Source organism: Marinobacter sp. MA (genome assembly GCF_048298425.1).
GTDB lineage: Bacteria > Pseudomonadota > Gammaproteobacteria > Pseudomonadales > Oleiphilaceae > Marinobacter > Marinobacter salsuginis.
The window spans coordinates 1566544-1585995 of the sequence record NZ_CP103058.1 but is presented as its reverse complement, the minus strand read 5'-3'; the positions used below and the strand labels follow the sequence as shown (position 1 = coordinate 1585995).

The following is a 19452-nucleotide window of genomic DNA, read 5'->3' as shown; positions in this document are numbered from 1 at the left end:
GATTAATGATGATGCGCATGACTCTCTTCCTGTTTCGCTTGCGCCGATTCCGGTGATCTTTTAAGGAAAATCTGCTCGGATACTGCAATCACGATCATGGTCACGACTGCCACGCTGATGACGAACGGGTCCGTATTAAGCTTTACCCAGACGAAGCCGCCCAGCGCCAAAAGATCCAACAAGATGGCTGTTGCTGGCACCCAGGTGTTGGCCTTAATGTCTTTGCGTAGATAACGGAGCACACCCCAGTGAATGGCAATGTCCATAATCAGATAAAACACGATACCCAACGCAGCAATGCGTGACAGGTCAAAGAAGGCGGTCAGAATCAGACCCAGGACAACGGTATACACCAGTGTGTGTTTCTGAATGCTGCCGGGCATCCCGAAATGCCGATGAGGAACCAGTTTCATCTCCGTCAGCATGGCCAACATGCGGGACACAGCAAAGACACTGGCCAGAATTCCTCCCGCCGTGGCCATCATGGCAATGGCGACAGTAAACCAGACACCGTAATCGCCGAGAGCAGGTCGCGCAGCAGCCGCGAGGGAGTAGTCCTGCGTCTCGATAATCTCAGCCAGTGACAAATTACTGGCCACGGCAAATCCCACCAGCGTGTAGATCACCACACAGGCGGCAATGGAAATCACGATGGCGCGCCCAACGTTTCGCTTTGGGTCTATTACTTCCGAACCACTGTTGGTGATGGTCGTAAAGCCTTTGAACGCAAGAATGCCCAACGCGGTCGCGCCCAAGAAGTTGCCCAGCGTTCCGGCTTCACCGGGCTCCGAAAAATCAACCGAGACTGAGTCGGCAATCCAGATCCCGACCAGACCGAAAATCAGTATGCCGCCGATCTTAAGAATGCCTATGAAAGACGCCACCCCTTGAATCATCCGGTTACCCAGAAGATTGATCAGAAACGCGGCCAGAATCAGTGAGACGCCAAGAATGGGCACCATGCGGCCACTGTCATCCCCGCCAAAAAGTTGCATGGTGTAAGAGCCAAAGGTCCGGGCCAGGAAGCTCTGGGCGATGACCATGGAAAAGTACATCAACAGGGCGTTGAAAGCCGTTGGCAGCCGGTTTCCGTAGGCTTTATGCAAGTACATGCCAATGCCCCCGGCGGACGGGTAGGCGTTGGAGATCTTGATGTAGGAATAGGCGCTGAAGCTCACAATCAAGGCCGCCGCGAGAAAGGCCAGCGGGAATAGAACACCGGTCATCTGGGCCATTTGCCCTGTCAGCGCAAAAATACCGGCGCCAATCATGACGCCGGTACCCAGCATCACCGTCCCTGGCAGAGTGAGACTACCTTCCTGGTAGCGAGTGCTTCGATCTTCCTCCCTGCTCATTCAATCTCCTTTATTTTTTCATGGGTGGAATCTTGGAACAGCAGAACGGCTCATGCTTGGCATTTGCCCGGACGTTGTCGTCGGTAAACCGGTACCACGCCAGTTTGCGCCGGGCCCACCATCCGGATTTTAATCGGCCACCGTAGGCCTTGATCAGTTCCAGTAATTCATCGACGGACCAGTGGGTTCCATCGTACGTCACCTGCAATGTGCCATTTGGCCTACGCTCGGCGAAATCAACGCAGGGGTGGTGATTCAGATCGTGGATGAGTCCCTCCCACTGATCCTCTCCAAGCCCCTCGACGGCCATTTTTCGGCCCAACAAAAACTGCTCCTGATTGGTTGCTTTGTGTGCTTTGGTCATGGGGCGACACCTCTCTTCCTGATGACTTCTCCCTGTATCAAAACACTTCAACCTGAACTGCGACTGAAAATGGACACATGCTTTCGGTGGATTTGAGTTACATCAAATCATAGACGAAAAAAGGCCATGGGTTTCCCATGGCCCTTCAGCATCAGAATGCGATTCGAGCGCCGATTACGGCAAACCAATCTTCTGTGCCGCCGCCGCTCGCCTCGGCCAGGTCGGCACTATCGCCATACTTACGCTCGTGCACCACACCCACATAAGGCGAGAACGCACGGTCTATCAGGTCGTAGCTGAGCCGGAGGCCGGTTTCGGTGGAAACCAATCCTTTGCCGACACCAATCTCTTCATCCTCACTGAACGCTACCGAGGCATCCAGAGTTGCCGCCAGGATCCAGTAATTGGTGAACAGCAATTCGTACTCAGCGTCCAGTTCGGCTGACGTATCACCATCGTTGCTGACGTACAGGTTTGCATCGATCTCAAACCATTGGGGCGCCAGGCCGGCGACACCGAGAACGGCGTATGTCCGGTCCGGCCCTTCCGGAGTATCGAAACGCACGCCCGCTTTGGCGTCGAAGAACTTGGAAATGGGGATCTGGCCGACCAACTGGTTTTCCAGCGTTTCGTAGGCCTGCTCCTCTATTTCGTATTCGCCGGTTGTGAGCAACCGGACTTTAAAATCGTCAGTGCCATAGAAGGCATCCGCATTCCAGACGCCCAGCTCCTCGTCATCGTCGCTGTAGCGGTACTCAAATTCCTCGAATTGAACACCCCAGGTTGTGAGCGGCTGTTTTCGAGCGGTCGTGTCGGAGATCATTTCCTGAGCTGTCACCGCCGTTGAGACACCAATAGAGGCAAGGAAGCTGACTGCGACAATTGATCGAATACAGCTCATACCTCACCTCCATCTTCGACAAGCACGTCTGTTTTGGCCTGCGCCGACTCTGGCCCACCTTCAACAATTACCTTGCGGAACATACCAGCGGCCGCGTGATAGGACAGGTGACAGTGGAACGCCCACTGGCCGGGCTCGTCGACCTCGGTTTCCATGTAAACAGTGGTGCCTGGCTGCACACTGACCGTGTGCTTGATCGGGTTCCATTGGTCTGCTCCAACATCGAGAATGGACCACATACCATGCAGGTGCATGGGGTGAGTCATCATGGTCTCGTTCACGAATTTGAAGCGAACTCGCTCACCGTATTTGAGGCGAATCGGATCGGCGTCTTCGTACTTAACGCCATTAATGCTCCAGGTATACCGCTCCATATTGCCGGTCAAACGAAGCTCAATTTCCCGGGTCGGTTCGCGGTCTTCATACAGTGGATCTTGGGCCTTCAGGTCAGCATAGGACAGGAACTTGCCGCCATTGGCTGCCGTGGGTACAAGGCCACTTCCCTTGGCGTAAAAGGGGTCGCTTTGGCCGCCTTTTCCCATCGCCATGGAACCATGATCCATGCCTTCCATGTTGGAATGATCCATTCCGGACATCCCTTCTGAGCTATTCATATCCATGTCGCCATGATCCATACCGGCCATGTTGCCATGGTCCATGCCGGGCATACCGCTCATGTCTGCCATAGTCAGGCGCGCCGGATCACGCAGTTGCGGAACAGCCGCTTCCATACCTTCTTCGGGGGCCAACGTTGCCCTGGCATAGCCGGACCGCCCCATGGATTCAGCAAAAATGGTGTAGGCCTGCTTGTCTCTCGGGCGAACGATCACATCGTAGGTTTCCGCCACACCAATCCGGAATTCGTCCACATTGACCGGCTGAACGTTGTTGCCATCAGCCTGGACAACCGTCATGTCCAGACCAGGAATCCGGATGTCGAAGTAGGTCATCGCAGAAGAGTTGATGAATCGCAGCCGAATGCGTTCGCCCGGCTCAAAGAGTCCCGTCCAGTTCTGGCCCGGGCCTTTGCCGTTGATCAGGCCCGTAAAGCCCTGCACGTCTTCAACGTCTGCCTTCATCATCCGCATACCACCCCAGGCAATACGGTCACTGACGGTGTTCATCAGGCCATTCTTTGACACGTCCGAGAAAAACTCGCCGACAGTTTGCTGCTCGCGGTTGTAGTAATCCGGCATCATTTTCAGGTTGCGCATGATGCGGTCACCGGAATGGGGGTGCTTGTCAGTCAGCTGCACCACGTATTCACGATCGTAGCGGAATGGCTCACGGCCCTCGGGCTCGATGACAATGGCACCATAGGCGCCGTCCGGCTCCTGAAAACCAGAGTGGCTGTGGAACCAGTAGGTGCCTGCCTGCTGGATAGGAAACTCATAGGTAAAGGTTTCACCCGGCTTGATGCCCGGGAAACTGATACCAGGCACACCGTCCTGGTTAAAAGGAAGGATCAGGCCGTGCCAGTGAATGGACGTCATCTCATCCAGGTTGTTGGTCACGTTGATCCGGACGTTCTCGCCTTCCTTGAAACGCATTACCGGTCCCGGAGATGCGCCGTTGTATCCAATGCCTTCCTTCACAAAATCGCCGGTATCAATTTTTACCCGGTCGACCGTAAGGTCGTACTCACCGGCCATAACCATGGCTGGCATCAGCAGGCTCAAAAGCCCTGTCAAAAAGCGTGTTTTCATCTGTGTTACTCCAAACTACACGTCATTGAAGCCGGGCCGAGAAACGTGTCTCAGCCCCGCGCTCGCGGACCTCAGTTAAGCGAGTTATTCGAAATTGACCTCACCGTACATCCCGGCCTGATAGTGGCCCGGAACGTTGCAGGCAAATTCGATATTGCCTTTATCAGAAAACTTCCAAATCACTTCTTTGCTTTGGCCGGGTTCCAGCAACACGCTGTTCGGGTCGTCATGCTTCATGGAATGGCCATTCCCCATATCCATATTCATCATGTCGTGGTTCAGCTTGCCGCCCTGGATGACGCCATGCTCAACCATCATCATCATTTCCTCTTGATGAGCTTCGTGCATGTCGGGAGTGCCAACATTGAACTCATGGACGAGGTTTCCCTTGTTCTCCACCACGAAGCGAACGGTTTCACCCGGCTTTACACTGATTTCTTCGGGTTCGTAGTAGTTGTCGTACATCTCGACAGTTACGGTTCGGCTGGCCTCCGACGCTTTGCCAGGTTCACCGCTTGTAGCGCCGTGCCCGTGGCCACCATCATGGGCGCCAGCCGCAAACGCTGTTGCCGACATTGAAAGCGCCATACCCGCTACGAATAGTTTTGATGCATTCATCTTTTTATCCTCTGTAAAATATTGCTCGAAAAACACTGCAGGATTGAGTCCCAATCTTGAGCAATGTCCAGAATCGGTTGTTACCTTCTCTCACTAACCTGAATTCTTTCTGAAAAACTCGAACTATTTTCCGTTCAGGCTGAATTCAGGTTAATCAGTCACACTTTCGACCGCGGACCATACAGAGAAGGAAAGACTCATGCGTTTACTGCTCGTCGAAGATGACCGCTTGCTTGCTGAGGGTCTGGTCAGGCAGTTGGGAAAAGCAGGTTTCAGCGTTGATACAACTCCCAGTGCCCGAGAAGCCGTCGTTCTGGGTGAGCAAGAGGATTACCGTGCTGTTGTTCTGGACCTGGGTCTACCTGATGGCAACGGGCTGGACGTATTGAGAAAGTGGCGAACGAATCACGTCAGCTGTCCGGTCTTGATTCTGACCGCGAGAGGCGATTGGCAGGATAAGGTTAACGGCTTAAAAGCCGGGGCAGACGATTACCTGGCAAAACCTTTTCAGACAGAAGAGCTAATCGCACGCCTCAACGCACTCGTGCGTCGTAGTGAAGGAAGGGTCCATGCTCAGGTTAAAGCCGGCCGCTTTGAACTGGACGAAAACCGCCAGAGCCTCAAGATGGACGACGGCGTGGAACATACACTTACCGGCACCGAATTCCGGCTGCTACGTTGTTTGATGAGCCGCCCTGGCCACGTCTTTTCCAAAGAACAACTAATGGAACAGCTTTACAACTTGAATGATAGCCCGAGTGAAAACGTCATTGAGGCGTATATTCGGAGGTTAAGGAAGCTAGTGGGCAGCGAAACCATCTCAACACGACGCGGCCAGGGGTACATTTTTAATGCGATTCCTTAAAAAGCCTGCGTCCGTAAAAGGAACCTTGCTTGCGCTGTTACTGCCCGCCGGAATTGGTCTAATGGGGGTAGCGTGGTTGGTCCATGGCTTGCTGCTCGACCGAATGTCTCGGGAATTCGTTGAAAGCCGACTGAAAGATGAAGTCGCTTTCCTTGAACACCAGATTCGCGACGCGAATGGTGAAGTTGACACTCTCCAGACGGGCGATTATTTCCAGGATGTTTTTCATCATGCCTTTGCCATACATACACCCGAACAGACCATCATTTCACCCGATACTTGGGAGCCCTTGTTAACGCCTCTGATTGAAAACGAAGGTGACGGAACCGTTCGCGTAGAAGATGCCGAAACCACTGATACTCCCTTAGACATCCTCGCCTACCGAAAGTCTTTTCAGGTCGGTGAAACACCCATCGTCGTAATCGTTTCTGAAGATCTGGGTGCGCTGAAACGCAGCCAAGCTGCACTTCATGCCTGGACCGCCGTAGTATCAGTTCTGTTGATTATGCTCTTGGTCGCCGTGCTCTGGTTCGGAATCACGATGTCCATGCGACCGGTTGTCACACTCAAAGCCGCATTAAAAAGACTCCAGGACGGAGAGATCTCCCGAATCAACGTTCAGTCGCCAGAGGAGTTCCACCCGCTGGTTCTTCAACTAAATCAGTTGCTGGACTCCTTAGATCAGCGACTGGAGCGCTCCAGGGACGCTCTCGCAAACCTGTCTCATAGCGTCAAAACCCCCATCGCAGCCGTCCGGCAGATACTGGAAGACGACACACGTCCTCTCGACACCAATCTAAGGCGCCAGATGGTGGAGCGACTAAGCGATATCGACAGGCAATTAGAAGCTGAAATGCGTCGAAGCCGTTTTGCAGGGCCCCAGATTGGAAAAAGCGCCTACCCCATAAAACAGGCACGGGATCTTTTGTGGATGCTCGGTCGTTTATATCCGGAAAAGTCGTTTGAACTATCGAGTTCTCTGCCTGAAGACAGCCGATGGCCGATAGAAGAACATGATCTAAATGAAGTATTGGGCAACTTACTCGACAATGCTGGCAAATGGTCTTCGAGATGCGTAGAGCTCTCTGTGGAACAAGGCAGCGGCTTTAAGCGAATAGTTGTTGCTGATGATGGCCCAGGGGTTAATCACAAGGATTTAGCCAGTTTGGGCCAAAGGGGTCTACGGCTAGATGAGCAAACACCTGGGCACGGTCTCGGCCTTGCTATCGTTCGAGATATAGTGACTCGCTATGAAGGTAAAATCAGCTTTTCGACTAAGTCTTGTAGCGGTTTACGCGTTTTTATCGAATTCTCAAAATAAAATAGATTGTAAACATCTCTGTTTTAGTTGCTCCTCGGATTAGGGTTCTCCGCCCGATTGCGTTTTGCCAAGTGTTCCAACGGCCGCGAGTCTTTCAGTGAATTGGGGGTGGGGAAGGCAACCAGCTCCCGCAGCCGAAGAAAAGGTCCGCTTTTTGATCAAATTCGGTCGTTTTTGAATGTTCGCTCTTGTATAGGTGGGCACGGAGCCATGACCTGGTCGCAAAACAAACATTAGCCGGATAGATCAACACTTTCCTTTGGAGAAATTAAGAGCCTCTTCGATTACGTCCACAGCAAAGGGGTAGCCCCGTCATCATGATCAGACCATCTATGCGAGAGTTGTGTGTAAAGGTACTCTTTGTTTTATGGACCCCGTTCGTTTGTATACGAGTCGCGTGAATACTTACGTCAGGTTTGTGAATCTTGTGTGCTACCCCCAGGGTATCCGCGCGTACTTCCGTCGCTCGCCACACCTTCGGTCAGGCCTTCGTGGGCTTGATGCCGGGTGCGGTTCTGGAATCGCAACGCTCGCTCTTAGAGACGCGTTGCTTAGCAAGGGCATGGTGCCCGGTTCGCTTCGGGCCTTCGATCTGACGCCGGCGATGCTTGATCGCTTTCATTCCAAGCTTCAAAAGCGTGCTATCCACAATGTCGACATTGCACAGGCAGATGTGCTCGATTCTCAGGGCTTGCCGGCTGAATGGGGCAATTACGATCTAATCGTTTCGGCATCGATGTTCGAGTACCTTCCAACAGAACGTTTGAGCGAAGGATTTCGAGCGCTTCGTTTACGACTAAAGCCAGATGGAAAATTCGTTCTCTTTATCACCCGCAGGAACTGGCTCACACGTCCGCTTATCGGCCGATGGTGGCGAGCGAACCTATATAGCAAGCAAGAACTTGAAGAAGCACTTCAAAAAGCGGGGTTCACTTCAGTGACCTTTTCCCAATTCCCAATGCAGTATCGTTTCCTCTCCCTTTGGGGCTACATTATCGAAGCGAAAAACTAGACGGCGTCTTTGCCGCCCACGGAATGTCCGCTCTTGTTTAGCTCGGCCTGGTCGCAAAGCGAACATTCGAAGTGGTGCCCAGAGCGCCATCTTCCAGCCGTAAAAGGCCAGGGATTTCGTTGAGACCGAAACCCAGCTACTGCGCCGTTTTCACAAACTTCAGCCTATCAAACTCGCCAGATACTACGCGTCTGTTAAGTAAAAGTATTTGAAGGCTTCTCGATCACTCTACCTTTAGATTTTGCTGGTATTGCAGCATTTGCTCCATCATCAGCTGCATTTGATCCATGCGCTCCTGCATCATCTGAATTTGTTGCTCGTTAGACAGACTACCACCATTCTTTGATTTACCGCCGCCGTTCATCATGTGCTGACCTCCCATCATGCCGTTTTGTCCACGCATCATGCCGGGGCCCATCATACCGTGATGCATAAAACCCATTTGCTCTTGCATCGCCTCCCTGTGTTCTCGCATCAATCGTTGCCGTTCTTGAGGTGAAGCTTCATCAGGAATGCGTTGCATCAGCTGGTTCATGTGAGACCAGTTCTGGTGCATCTGTTGCATTTGCTCCTGATCCATCATCATGCCAGGACCATGCCCTTGCCATGAGCCTTGATCACCATGCGCTAGCACGAATGCAGGAAAAACCAACAACGCAGCGGTTGCTGTAAGTCCTTTAAATGAAATCATAAAGTTTACCCTCGAAATAAAATTAGACGTCCACATCATCGCACTTATCATTGTAGATCTTTATCCAGACAAACGCCGATTTTGACGACTACTAGTGTAGATTAGTTATTGACCCTGTAGTGGCTACAGGGTTTTAAATTGCATCATTTGTACGAAAACCGGAGCCGAGAAAATGAGCAAACCCTGCAATGGGCAGTGTGGTAGTGAAGACTCTGTCGTAGATGACAAGTTTCAGGGACGCGCCACCGCCGAAACAGGTAGCCAGCTAAGCACCTACAAAATACCAAAAATGGATTGTCCCTCGGAAGAGCGAATGATTCGAATGGCGCTCACGGGCTTTGACAACATTCAGTCACTCTCATTCGACCTATCGAATCGAAAGCTGGAAATTATCCACCATGGAGAAACCGGTCCTATTACCAGCAAACTGGAAAACCTGGGCCTGGGTGCTTCCTTGCAGAGGACAGAAGACGCCAGCGCTGAATCCGTCAGAGCGGCTGAATCTTCTAAGGCCAACGAAAGCGAAGAATCCGGCACTTTATGGATACTGCTGGCAATCAACGGCCTGATGTTTCTGGTCGAGATGACGATGGGCCTGATCGCCCAGTCCGCTGGCCTGATTGCAGACTCGCTAGACATGCTTGCCGATGCCGCCGTCTACGGTCTCGCACTTTACGCCGTTGGGCACGGCATCAAAATGCAGGTCAGAGCGGCGCATGTGGCTGGCATTCTCCAGCTTATCCTTGCCGTCGGTGTACTGGTTGAGGTTGGCAGGCGTTTTCTGTTCGGCAGTGATCCCCAGTCGTTAATGATGATGGCCGTCGCATCTGTGGCCCTTATTGCCAACATCAGTTGCCTGCTCCTGATCGCAAAACACCGTGAGGGCGGTGCTCACATGAAAGCCAGCTGGATATTTTCAGCAAACGACGTGGTCATCAACCTGGGTGTAATACTTGCGGGGCTGCTCGTTGCCTGGACCGGTACCAACTACCCAGATCTGATTATTGGGGGAATTGTTGGTGCCATCGTATTGATGGGTGCCAAACGCATACTGGCACTGAAAGGCTGAACCATTCGGAGTCAAATGGTCGATTATTGGCCCGTCGTTGGCAATTCAGGGGGAGTAAACATCGATGCACAGTGAATTGAAGGCGTCCGATCTTACGGAGCTTGAGGCGACACGCAGGGCGGAAGGCGCAGGCGATTTCCAGACAGCCTTCACCCATCTGGAACGTGCCCATATCCTCAGCCAGAGGTATGCTCTGGCGCACGCTGCAACCCACTTACGGATGCTCAGACTGGGTTGGCGAACAAGAGACGTTCGTGAAGTGCTGGGGCAGTCTATTCGAACCATTGCCGCCCTGGTCTTTTCCCGAATTTGGGTTCCGTTGGGAAACACTGGTGCAAACATCAGCGCATTTGCACCCATGCCGGTGCCCGAGGATTTGGCAGTGGTGCTTTCGGAGGCGGAGGGAAGGCGTGACTAGAATGTTCGCTTTTGTTTAGGTGCTGGTCGCAAAGCGAACATTCTGTCCCCCATCCCTTCAACCACGCGTAATCCTTCGTCGAGCCTTTGAATGTCTGCGAGATGACACTCCGTCGTATTCGCCCGATTAGCCAAACGCCACTGTTGCCAGTCCTCCTCCGCGCCAAAATAAGACGTTCAGCTAGTCATCGGAAAGTCCACTCCCTTTCCGACCGGGCGAGTGTGTTTTGGGAATAGAAAAGTGCTAAGATCTTCGGAACTGACAGAGTAATTGCATGTCAGAGCTCATGTCCTCAAAGCTTGGTGCTAAAGATCAGGATGTCCGCAAAGAACCGCCCAATCATCTCCCTATTGCTATCACTGCTTCTTGTGATCAGCGCGCCGGCGTTTGCTTTGTCAAAAGTAGCAGGCGGCCAGGCGGAGCCAGCGATGGCGGATTGCGGCACCATGATGATGGACCAGACTGAAGACACCGCTTACTCCTCAGACACAGAACCGGATTGTGTTTCCGCCCCGGAAATGGCCTGTCCAAGCGCCACTGGGCCGGTCAAATGCGGCGTCAACGTAAGCTTTGCCCTACTACCGGGGCATTCTATCGGTTTTACCGACACCGGTTCCCAAACGGTGTTGATCGGCCGAGCGGCCCTTTACCAGAATCCGTTCCTGGCCTCTATTACACCCCCTCCAGAACATCACTCCTGAGTTTTAACCCGGGTTTTTGCCCATCGCGGCAAGCTCTTTGAAGTTAATTCTTGCAACAAAGTCTCGTACTTCCGTTCATCCGTAACGAGGCTTTAACTGGAGTGAATCAAATGCGTAATTCAAATCTCAAGCTCACCGTAACCGCCGCCGTTCTGGCCGGCAGCGTCGCCCTTTTCTCTGCCCTTGCCCATGGCGAAGGCGCCGGCATGATGGCTGGTCATTCCGAACACAGCCGCATGATGTCCTCGCACGGTATGGAGGGTATGGGCGGCATGATGGGGATGATGAACATGATGTCAGATATGTCCCCGGAAGACCGTAAAGCCATGACCGAGGCTTGCATGAAGATGATGCAGGCTCATAGCGACGATGGCATGCCTGGTGGCATGAAAGACAAAGACACCGGCGCCAAATAACCATTTGGGCACCCTCATGAACTGAAGCTCTGGGCCGGGGATGCATGTGCACCCCCGAGCCCTGCACTGCCCATAAGCGATTACAAACGAGGATTTCCCATGAAGACCAAGAAACTCGCCCTGTATACGGGTATAGCCGCTATCGTTATCGGCGCTGGCGCCACCACATTGGCCCTCCAGGCCGACGAATCCGCCCAGCCGTCGGCTTCTCTAACCGAGAGTGAAGAGGCAGGCCAAACCATCACCATCTACAAGAGCCCCAATTGCGGTTGCTGCCAGTCCTGGGCCGAGCACCTCGCGACCAATGGCTTTGACACCCGAATCGTTGAAACCGACAACCTTAATGAAATTAAACAGCAGCATGGCGTGCCACGCGATATGGCGTCCTGCCACACCGCACTGGTTGATGATCTGGTGATTGAGGGGCATGTGCCGGCCAATGACATCCTGGCCTACCTTGAGGATCCGCAATTCAACACGGCCGGCTTGTCTGTACCCGGAATGCCCCATGGCACCCCTGGCATGGAAACCGGCCGGAAGGACGATTACCAGGTCATTGCCTTTAACGCCAATGGCCAGCAACAGGTTTTCCGTGAGCACAAGGATTACTGAGGTCAGCCCTATGAGAGCAATGGTTTCCCGCCTGAATTCAGCAGTCTCCAGACTTTTTCTGTTCGCGTTCGTGGCTGTCATGCCGACCCTGGTTCAAGCCCAGTCTGTGAATGAGGGCCAAGCAGTGAGAGCGCTGACGACGGACTCATCTGGCGCTTTGCTGGTGCTTCGGCAGAGCGGTCTGTTTGCCCTGGATAGCCAGAACACTACCGAGATCCCCCTGCCACCGTCCGATTCCGGCGCCCAGCCCCGGTCCATGGCAAAGGGCGGAGACGAAAGCCTGTACCTGGCAGGGCCTGGCCTTGGCATCTGGCGCTATGACGAGGCCAGCAAGCGTTGGCAATCCCTCAATGACACCCTGCCGGACCTGGGTGTCACGGCGATTGCCGCCCACGCCACCCAACCGGATACGCTCTACGCCTATCTCGGTGACGGCGGCATGTTCCGATCCAGGGACGACGGTGCCGAATGGGTGAAGGTAGACAATGGCCCTCGGGAGCCGGTGCAGGCCTTCCTGCACTCCGATATGCCAGGCAGCATGGAAAGTGGCTGGCTGTTCGCCGGCACCACCCGCGGTGTGGCCCGATCCATGGACTGTTTCTGCTTCTGGGGCGATGCCGGCGAATTGCGAGGAACTGTTTCCGCCATTGATTACGATCCTTGGGCCCCGGAAAACGTCTACGCCGTGATCGAGGGGGAACTTCACCGCAGTTCTGACGGTGGCGAAACCTGGGCTGGCCTTGAGATACCCCAAGCGGTGACCGCTCTGACGTTCTCGCCCACGGAAAGACTCGTGGTCGGCACTGAAAACGGAGAGTTGCTTTCGCAGAACGCCTCTGGCGAATGGGTTCCTGTTTATGAATAAGTGGTCTTTCCCGCTGGTCTTGCTCGTTGCCCCGGCCCTTGTGATGGCGGGGGGCGCGCCAACAGACAGTGGCAGCGTGCCGGCCGGAGTAACCGAGGGCCGCCAGATTTATGAGCAATACTGCGCCGCTTGCCACGGATGGCAGGGTGAAGGTGCGGCCGACTGGAACAAACCGGATGAGAAAGGCGAAATGCCGCCACCGCCTCACGATGAGACAGGCCACACCTGGCGCCACAGTGATGCCATGCTGTTCAGGATGATTGCCGAGGGATGGCGGCATCCCTTCAACAAAACAGACCGCCTGACCATGCCAGCATTTGAGGACACCCTCACCGACCAGGAAATTCAGTCGGTGATCAACTACCTGAAAACACTCTGGACCGAGGACCAGCGCCGCTATCAACCTAACGAAAGTCAGGAATAACGAACAACCCTCCCTCAAGTCTTTGGTAACTGGAAAATGGCATTGAAACAGCTTTTTAAGAAGTGGTCATGGTTATTCGGCCTCATCGGTTTCAGCATTGTGGTCACAGCAATCTTCGTGCTGCCACAGTACCTGAAGCCTGATCTGGATGCCGGTGTTACCTTTTACGCCACCGAGGGATGCGCACCTTTCAAAGGTCAGTGTATCGGGCGAAAGGGCGATCAAACCATCACAGTCGGCTTAGGTAATGAAGCCATCGAATCGATGACAGAGATTCCCATCCGTGTGTATCTCGGCAACGTGACAGCCGACTCCCTGATCGTGGATTTCGAAGGGCTTGAAATGTACATGGGCGTGGTCCGCACCCAGCTGTTACCGCATACCCAGGGTGTTTACCAGGGAACCATTACCCTGCCGGAATGCGGTACCGGCAAAATGCTATGGCGCGCACGGGCCATCATCGACAACGGCACGTCCAAGGAAGGCATCAAATTTGATTTCTGGGCGGTTTAACGAACTAACAAAACTTAGGGGGCTGAATGCCTGATCTTGCAACCTGGGGAATTGCCGCCGCGTTTGCCGGAGGTCTCGTGTCGTTTTTCTCACCCTGTACTTTACCCTTGGTTCCCGGCTACCTGTCGGTTGTTACCGGAGGCGCTCTGACTGAGGCTTCAAATCGGTTGAAGGCGTTCTGGCTGAGTCTTTGTTTCGTGATGGGGTTCAGTCTCGTATTCGTTGCCCTGGGAGCAAGCGCCAGTGTTCTTGGGCAATGGCTGATGGCTTATCGTGAAGAGGCCAACCTGGTGGCTGGCGTGCTCATCGTGTTAATGGGCCTGTTTATGTTGGGTTGGTGGAGCATGCCGGCGTTACAGCGGGACTGGCGCATTGGGCAGTCTCTTGAAGGCGGGCGCCCCACTGCCGCCTTCCTCCTGGGCATCGCGTTTGCCATCGGCTGGACACCCTGTATAGGCCCCATACTCGGGGCCATATTGGCGCTCAGCTCCACCCATGCCAATGCTGAGGCTGGCATGCTGTATCTGGCGGCGTATTCGTTCGGGTTAGCTCTCCCTTTTCTCGGAACTGCCCTGTTTATTGAACACTTTCGGCAACGAGTACGCTGGCTCAGTCGCTGGAGTAGACTACTGAGAGCGCTTGCTGGCTTGGTGCTCGTTGTAATGGGAGTAATGGTGCTCACCGGTCGGATGACACTCTTTGCGTCGTGGATGTTGTCGACGTTTCCGGTTCTCGGAAGGCTTGGTTGAGCTTCCTACAGCCAAACTACAGGGAGCGGTCCATGGCTTCATACTCAAATACTGCGTATAAACAGGTTTCATGAACAAATGGGGCTGCCATTTCGTTAACTAATGGTTTTGCATTGCCGAACGATTGAAGCGGCTCATTGTTCTTCAGGACTAGATTAAAAACCGCTTCGCAGTGGAGGATGGTGAACGTTCGCTTTTGTTCAGAGCCCGGAATGTGACCAGGGGTCGCAAAGCGGATATTCAGACAGATAGACCAAGACTCTCCCTAGAAGAAATTCGGACTCTTTTTAGAAAGGTGCGCAGTAACGGGGTAGAACCCCCCTTCTAAGAGTCAAGCAGCAATTCTCGACTGGCCAATCTCACGTTGCCGGTGGCGTAAAAGATAGAACAGCTCTCGCGCTATGTAACGTTTTAGACAACGGATAGCTTCCAACTTTGAATGCCCTTCTGTTAGTCGTCTTGCAACGTACTCCTGGGTTTTAACATCAAGCCGAAGCCTGCCGATCGCAATTATGTGCAGTGCACTGTTGGCTGCGCGATCGCCTCCTCGGTTAAGCCTGTGGCGCTGCGTCTTTCCGGAAGATGCCGGTATGGGATTGACCCCGCAAAGCGCAGCAAAACTGGCTTCGGAGCCAAGTCGATCAGGGTTGTCACCTGCGGTAATCAACAGCTGCGCCGCCGACTCATAACCGACAGCTGTTCTTGCAACCAAGTCGGGCGCAAGTTCGTCCACGATGGCCTTGATCATGGTATCCAAGTCCGCGATCTCGTCATGTAGCTCTACATATCGGCGAGCGAGGGACTTCAGGGCTATCCGATAGGCCGTCATGACGTCTCGGTATCCGCCTAGATCGGGACGCGATGATGCCAACGTCCGGATAAGTTGCATGCGCGTCATGCTCCTAAGCTGGTCCCGTAACTCCTCCGGTGCGGAGACAATCTGGGTTTGAATCATCTGAAGCGCTACCCTGCGGGCTGCGATCGCTGTCTTTCGACAGACTTTCAGAACACGCAAGGATTCAACCATGCCGTCACGTGTCTTCGGTGTTACCGTACGAATGCCCGCAAAGGCCGCGTGCGCAGCATTTTCAGCATCAATGCTGTCGTCTTTGCCCCGCTTGCGGCGGACGGATTTATCGGGACTTGTAACCTCCAGAGTCGTGATGCTGGCCTGCTGTAAATAGCGCAACAGACCCGCGCCATAGGTTCCTGAGCATTCAATCCCTATTCTGGTGACGTCGCCAAAGCTGCGCATCCACGCCAACATGGTTTTATAACCATGGCGCGTCGCTGGAAAGGTGTTTGTTCCGAGAACCTGGTCATGACCATCAACCGCGGCAGCAACATGCAGATCTTTATGGGTATCAACACCACCGACAATCACCGGGCGAACATCCTGCTGTAAAGACATGACGAAGCTCCTGGCTATCTATTTGAAGATGGCTTCACCATGCACGATAGCCTGGACACGACAGTAACGAGACAGGCTGTCAGGCCCTTCTTGAGTCACATGCATCGGCGGGGTGAAACCCCTGCCGCTAGGTGTTCTCGGAATTCCGACAGGTCCAGGGAAAGACACATATCTGGGTCGATCGGAGTGCGGGTCAGGAAACCCGAGAACACTTGCGACACCCAGTATTTCAAGTTGAGCCAAAATCAGAAATACCCGGCACTGACAGTATTACTATCCGAGTGGAACATGACTTTTTCTGGTTGACCACGCTGTTCCCAGGAGTGGTCTAGAGCTTTGACCACCAAATCGGCATCGGGGCTGGATGACATCGCCCAACCAACGACGCGTCGGGCATATAAATCCAGAACGACAGCCAGATAACTCCACCGCTGGCCGCTCCATACGTAGGTGATGTCACCACACCACGCCTGATTCGGCCGGTCTACCGTAAACTCACGAGCCAGATGGTTCGGGATATCCGGTCGCTCAACGGTCGCCTGCTTGTAGGCGTGAGGACCCGGCTGCTTACAGATCAGCCCCAGCTCACTCATCAATCGTCGAACCTTGAAGCGCCCGATGACAACGCCGTCGTCATTGAGCATGCCCTTGATCGTTCTACTGCCGGCAGAGCTGCGGCTCTTGGTAAATAGGCGGTTTACCTGAGCCTTTAGGGCCAGACGCTCAACATCCACGTGCTTCCGCCGTTGGCGGTACTCGTAATAGCTGGAACGGCTTATATCAAACGCATTGCAGACCATTTCAACAGGCATTTGCTCACTCAACTGGTCTATCAGCGCGTACGATTCATGTCGTCCGACATCAAGAGAGCGGTGGTAGATTCAACCGGTCAGTGCAACATAATGCACACTGGTAACTATCGGGGCTTTCAGAATGTCGCAGCAAGTATTAAAGACCAGAGGGCTGACCTACCAGCAGAAGCAGGAGCTATGGGCTCGATGGAAGAAAGGACAGTCGCTTAGCGAGATTGGCAGAGCCCTTGGGAAGCATGCTGGATCGATTACTGGAATGCTCGCCATACATGGCGGCATTGCCCCTCTGAGACGTTCCAGGTCGGCGAGGGTGCTTAGTAGCTCTGAGCGCGAAGAGATTTCAAGAGGCATCTCAGCGGGACTGACATTGACTCAGATTGCCGACTCGATGGGACGGTCTGCCTCAACCATCAGTCGAGAGGTCAGTCGTAACGGAGGAAGAAGTCGGTACAGGGCGAACGTGGCAGATCGGCGTGCCTGGACCCAATCAAGACGTCCGAAAAAATGCCTTCTCGCATTGAATGAGCCCCTCCGTGCAGCCGTTGCCGAAAAGCTGAGCCTTGACTGGTCTCCAGAGCAAGTAGCAGGCTGGCTAAAACGCCAGTTCCCGGACGACAAGTCGATGCATGTGTCCCATGAAACGATTTACCGAAGTCTCTTTATTCAAGCCCGAGGTGTTCTGAAGAAGGAACTTATCAAACACCTCCGATCAAGACGCGGTATGCGTCGATCACGGCACAGAAGCTCTGAAGAGGCAGAATCCCGCACCAGCATCACAGATTTAGTTTCTATCCGTGCTCGGCCAAAAGAGGTTGAAGGCAGGGCTGTTCCTGGCCATTGGGAGGGAGACCTGATATCCGGATCCAAGAACTCACATATTGCGACGCTAGTAGAGCGGCAGTCCAGATTTACGATGCTCGTTCATGTCGGCGGAAAAGATACGGAAAGCGTTGTTTCGGCGCTTTGTCGGGAAGTCGGCCAACTCCCCGAGGAGTTGAAGAGAACCCTGACCTGGGATCGAGGAGGTGAGCTGGGTAACCACAGGAAATTTACGCTTGCGACCGACATGCAGGTTTATTTCTGTGACCCGCAGAGCCCCTGGCAAAGAGGCAGCAACGAGAACACCAATCGTCTGTTGCGCCAGTACTTCCCGAAGAAGACCGATTTATCGGGCTATTCCCAGAAGCAGTTAAATGAATTTGCAAGGAAGCTGAATGAACGACCGAGGAAAACACTCGACTACCTAACACCTGTGGAGAAGCTACAAAGTATATTTGCGTTGACCGGTTGAACTCATAGTAGCCTTTTTTAGTATGTCTTTCTCCTGCTCAAGGCGCTTGCAGCGGGCTTCCAGCTCCTGAATACGGCGCTGCTCCGGGGTTAACGCCTTGCCCTTCGGGGTGACACCGTCACGCTCCTCGGTCAGTTGGTTAACCCAGCGCCGGATAGCGCTTTCACCAATTCCCAGGGACACGCTCGTCTGGGGAATCGTGTAACCTTGATCCAGCACCAGGCTGGCTGCTTCCTGTTTGAACTCCGGAGAAAAAGAACGTCGCTTTCTGGTCATCAGACACCTCGTTTATGGTGGCGATATTACCACCTACGTTGGTGTCCGGAATCACTGAACCACTACACTTGGTGCATCTGTCACGATAAACGGTGGAAGACCAACTTGCCTCAGCCCATGCTTTGTGGATTGCCAACCTGTCCGAAAGGTAATGTGCTTTTCAAGCTGAATTCAGGTTCGTCTGTTGAAATGCCGCGTCGCTTGAAATCCATTTTTGAGCTATTTTGATTTGCGCACGAGATAGGTGGCGACCAAAATCATCCAACATCCAGAAACGGCGTTCATAGATGAAAGTTCTAATTGTCGAGGATAACGCGATACTCGCAGAAAAAATTTCTGGTTGGCTTGCGAAGGAACACTTTACTGTTGATGTAGCCAAAAACGGCGCAGAGGCCAATTCTTTCGTAGAAACATGCAGTTATCAGGCGATTATACTCGATATCGGACTGCCCGACCAGAACGGACTTTCCTTGATGCAGAAGTGGAGAAGCGGTGGCAAAGATGAGGCTATTCTTATTTTAACTGCTCGCTCCAACTGGACAGAGAGAGTTGAGGGCTTGAATGCCGGCGCAGACGATTATCTTCCAAAACCCTTCGAATTCGATGAACTAAAAGCTCGACTTAGCGCCATAATACGAAGAAAAGACGGGCGAGCAACTGATAAGATTATCGTGGATGGCTTTCAACTTAATGCAACCTATAGAACCCTAACAACTCCCGATCATAAAGAGTTCAGACTAACCGCAACGGAGTACCGCCTTTTACAATGCCTTCTTCGCTCTCCTGACAGAGTCTTCTCGCAGGACGAACTTGTTGAAGCACTCTATAATATCGAAAGGTGCCCAACCAGAAATGTCGTTCAAGTCTACATAGCTAGGCTCAGAAAGATACTCGGTAAAAAACGAATAAAAACATTGAGAGGACAAGGATATTTCTTTGCAAGAGATCCTCTTCAAAAAGGGGTTGAAGGTTAAATTATTTTACTGTGATTTAACCATTTTTCCTCAAGGGCCAAGGCTCGCCAGATAAATGCGCTGGCCCAAAGACCGGGCCAGCTTTCTC

21 protein-coding genes and 2 pseudogenes are annotated in these 19452 nt (G+C 53.2%); 14 read left to right on the top strand and 9 right to left on the bottom strand.

Annotated elements, in window-relative coordinates; genetic code table 11:
- Positions 1-2 precede the first annotated feature (2 nt).
- The 5 genes from NUW46_RS07440 to NUW46_RS07420 form a co-directional block, all read right to left on the bottom strand.
- Positions 3-1355, bottom strand: coding sequence for an APC family permease (locus NUW46_RS07440; RefSeq protein WP_082814038.1), 1353 nt, complete (start codon positions 1353-1355; stop codon positions 3-5).
- Between the two features lie 10 nt (positions 1356-1365).
- Positions 1366-1719 carry a hypothetical protein gene (locus tag NUW46_RS07435; protein ID WP_062785105.1) on the bottom strand — a complete coding sequence of 118 codons (354 nt, stop codon included), beginning with the start codon at positions 1717-1719 and terminating at the stop codon, positions 1366-1368.
- Positions 1720-1870: 151 nt separating this feature from the next.
- Positions 1871-2620: a copper resistance protein B gene (locus tag NUW46_RS07430; protein ID WP_062785107.1), complete on the bottom strand. Its 750-nt coding sequence runs from the start codon at positions 2618-2620 to the stop codon at positions 1871-1873.
- A complete protein-coding gene (locus NUW46_RS07425; RefSeq protein ID WP_062785109.1) occupies positions 2617-4326 on the bottom strand; it encodes a copper resistance system multicopper oxidase in 1710 nt (569 codons plus the stop codon). The genes NUW46_RS07430 and NUW46_RS07425 overlap by 4 nt, the downstream gene beginning before the upstream one ends.
- A gap of 84 nt (positions 4327-4410) precedes the next feature.
- Positions 4411-4944, bottom strand: coding sequence for a cupredoxin domain-containing protein (locus tag NUW46_RS07420; RefSeq protein WP_062785111.1), 534 nt, complete (start codon positions 4942-4944; stop codon positions 4411-4413).
- A 199-nt stretch (positions 4945-5143) separates the two neighbouring features.
- Here NUW46_RS07420 and NUW46_RS07415 point away from each other — a divergent pair, with 199 nt between their 5' ends.
- From NUW46_RS07415 to NUW46_RS07405, 3 genes are all read left to right on the top strand, one after another.
- Entirely contained in the window at positions 5144-5809 is a 666-nt protein-coding gene (locus NUW46_RS07415; RefSeq protein WP_022990681.1) for a response regulator transcription factor, read from the top strand.
- Positions 5796-7130 (top strand): ATP-binding protein, encoded by a 1335-nt coding sequence (locus NUW46_RS07410; RefSeq protein WP_418141766.1) that lies wholly within the window; start codon positions 5796-5798, stop codon positions 7128-7130. The genes NUW46_RS07415 and NUW46_RS07410 overlap by 14 nt, the downstream gene beginning before the upstream one ends.
- 445 nt (positions 7131-7575) lie before the next feature.
- On the top strand, positions 7576-8142 hold the full coding sequence (locus NUW46_RS07405) for a class I SAM-dependent methyltransferase (protein WP_082814039.1): 567 nt from the start codon (positions 7576-7578) through the stop codon (positions 8140-8142).
- Between the two features lie 223 nt (positions 8143-8365).
- Here NUW46_RS07405 and NUW46_RS07400 read toward each other — a convergent pair whose 3' ends face one another.
- Positions 8366-8833, bottom strand: a complete 468-nt coding sequence (locus tag NUW46_RS07400; protein ID WP_041343552.1) for a hypothetical protein — start codon at positions 8831-8833, stop codon at positions 8366-8368.
- A gap of 172 nt (positions 8834-9005) precedes the next feature.
- Here NUW46_RS07400 and NUW46_RS07395 point away from each other — a divergent pair, with 172 nt between their 5' ends.
- From NUW46_RS07395 to NUW46_RS07355, 9 genes are all read left to right on the top strand, one after another.
- The gene (locus tag NUW46_RS07395) at positions 9006-9902 is read left to right on the top strand and encodes a cation transporter (protein WP_418141765.1); all 897 of its coding nucleotides are present in this window, start codon (positions 9006-9008) and stop codon (positions 9900-9902) included.
- Positions 9903-9966: 64 nt separating this feature from the next.
- Entirely contained in the window at positions 9967-10320 is a 354-nt protein-coding gene (locus NUW46_RS07390) for a DUF3703 domain-containing protein (protein WP_062785117.1), read from the top strand.
- 392 nt (positions 10321-10712) lie between these two features.
- Complete coding sequence (locus tag NUW46_RS07385) at positions 10713-11021, top strand: hypothetical protein (protein WP_223268882.1); 309 nt, start codon at positions 10713-10715, stop codon at positions 11019-11021.
- A 110-nt stretch (positions 11022-11131) separates the two neighbouring features.
- Positions 11132-11437: a hypothetical protein gene (locus NUW46_RS07380; RefSeq protein WP_011784777.1), complete on the top strand. Its 306-nt coding sequence runs from the start codon at positions 11132-11134 to the stop codon at positions 11435-11437.
- A 99-nt stretch (positions 11438-11536) separates the two neighbouring features.
- Positions 11537-12049: a DUF411 domain-containing protein gene (locus NUW46_RS07375; RefSeq protein WP_011786663.1), complete on the top strand. Its 513-nt coding sequence runs from the start codon at positions 11537-11539 to the stop codon at positions 12047-12049.
- 10 nt (positions 12050-12059) lie between these two features.
- The gene (locus tag NUW46_RS07370; RefSeq protein ID WP_011786664.1) at positions 12060-12914 is read left to right on the top strand and encodes a WD40/YVTN/BNR-like repeat-containing protein; all 855 of its coding nucleotides are present in this window, start codon (positions 12060-12062) and stop codon (positions 12912-12914) included.
- Positions 12907-13338, top strand: coding sequence for a c-type cytochrome (locus tag NUW46_RS07365; RefSeq protein ID WP_011784774.1), 432 nt, complete (start codon positions 12907-12909; stop codon positions 13336-13338). The genes NUW46_RS07370 and NUW46_RS07365 overlap by 8 nt, the downstream gene beginning before the upstream one ends.
- A gap of 36 nt (positions 13339-13374) precedes the next feature.
- A complete protein-coding gene (locus tag NUW46_RS07360; protein ID WP_011784773.1) occupies positions 13375-13851 on the top strand; it encodes a hypothetical protein in 477 nt (158 codons plus the stop codon).
- A gap of 26 nt (positions 13852-13877) precedes the next feature.
- Positions 13878-14600 carry a cytochrome c biogenesis CcdA family protein gene (locus NUW46_RS07355; RefSeq protein WP_011784772.1) on the top strand — a complete coding sequence of 241 codons (723 nt, stop codon included), beginning with the start codon at positions 13878-13880 and terminating at the stop codon, positions 14598-14600.
- A 331-nt stretch (positions 14601-14931) separates the two neighbouring features.
- Here the strand turns inward: NUW46_RS07355 and NUW46_RS07350 are convergent, their stop codons facing one another.
- Positions 14932-16011 carry an IS110 family transposase gene (locus tag NUW46_RS07350; RefSeq protein ID WP_069185208.1) on the bottom strand — a complete coding sequence of 360 codons (1080 nt, stop codon included), beginning with the start codon at positions 16009-16011 and terminating at the stop codon, positions 14932-14934.
- A gap of 266 nt (positions 16012-16277) precedes the next feature.
- Positions 16278-16886, bottom strand: a pseudogene (locus tag NUW46_RS07345) (IS3 family transposase); the annotation flags it as partial.
- Positions 16887-16944: 58 nt separating this feature from the next.
- Between NUW46_RS07345 and NUW46_RS07340 the strand changes: the two are divergent.
- Entirely contained in the window at positions 16945-18114 is a 1170-nt protein-coding gene (locus NUW46_RS07340) for an IS30 family transposase (RefSeq protein WP_014575753.1), read from the top strand.
- Here NUW46_RS07340 and NUW46_RS07335 read toward each other — a convergent pair.
- Positions 18091-18390: pseudogene (locus NUW46_RS07335) on the bottom strand (transposase); the annotation flags it as partial. The gene NUW46_RS07340 and the pseudogene NUW46_RS07335 sit on opposite strands and share 24 nt — an antisense overlap.
- Positions 18391-18677: 287 nt before the next feature.
- Here NUW46_RS07335 and NUW46_RS07330 point away from each other — a divergent pair.
- Positions 18678-19364, top strand: coding sequence for a response regulator transcription factor (locus NUW46_RS07330; protein WP_014575751.1), 687 nt, complete (start codon positions 18678-18680; stop codon positions 19362-19364).
- Positions 19365-19452 lie beyond the last annotated feature (88 nt).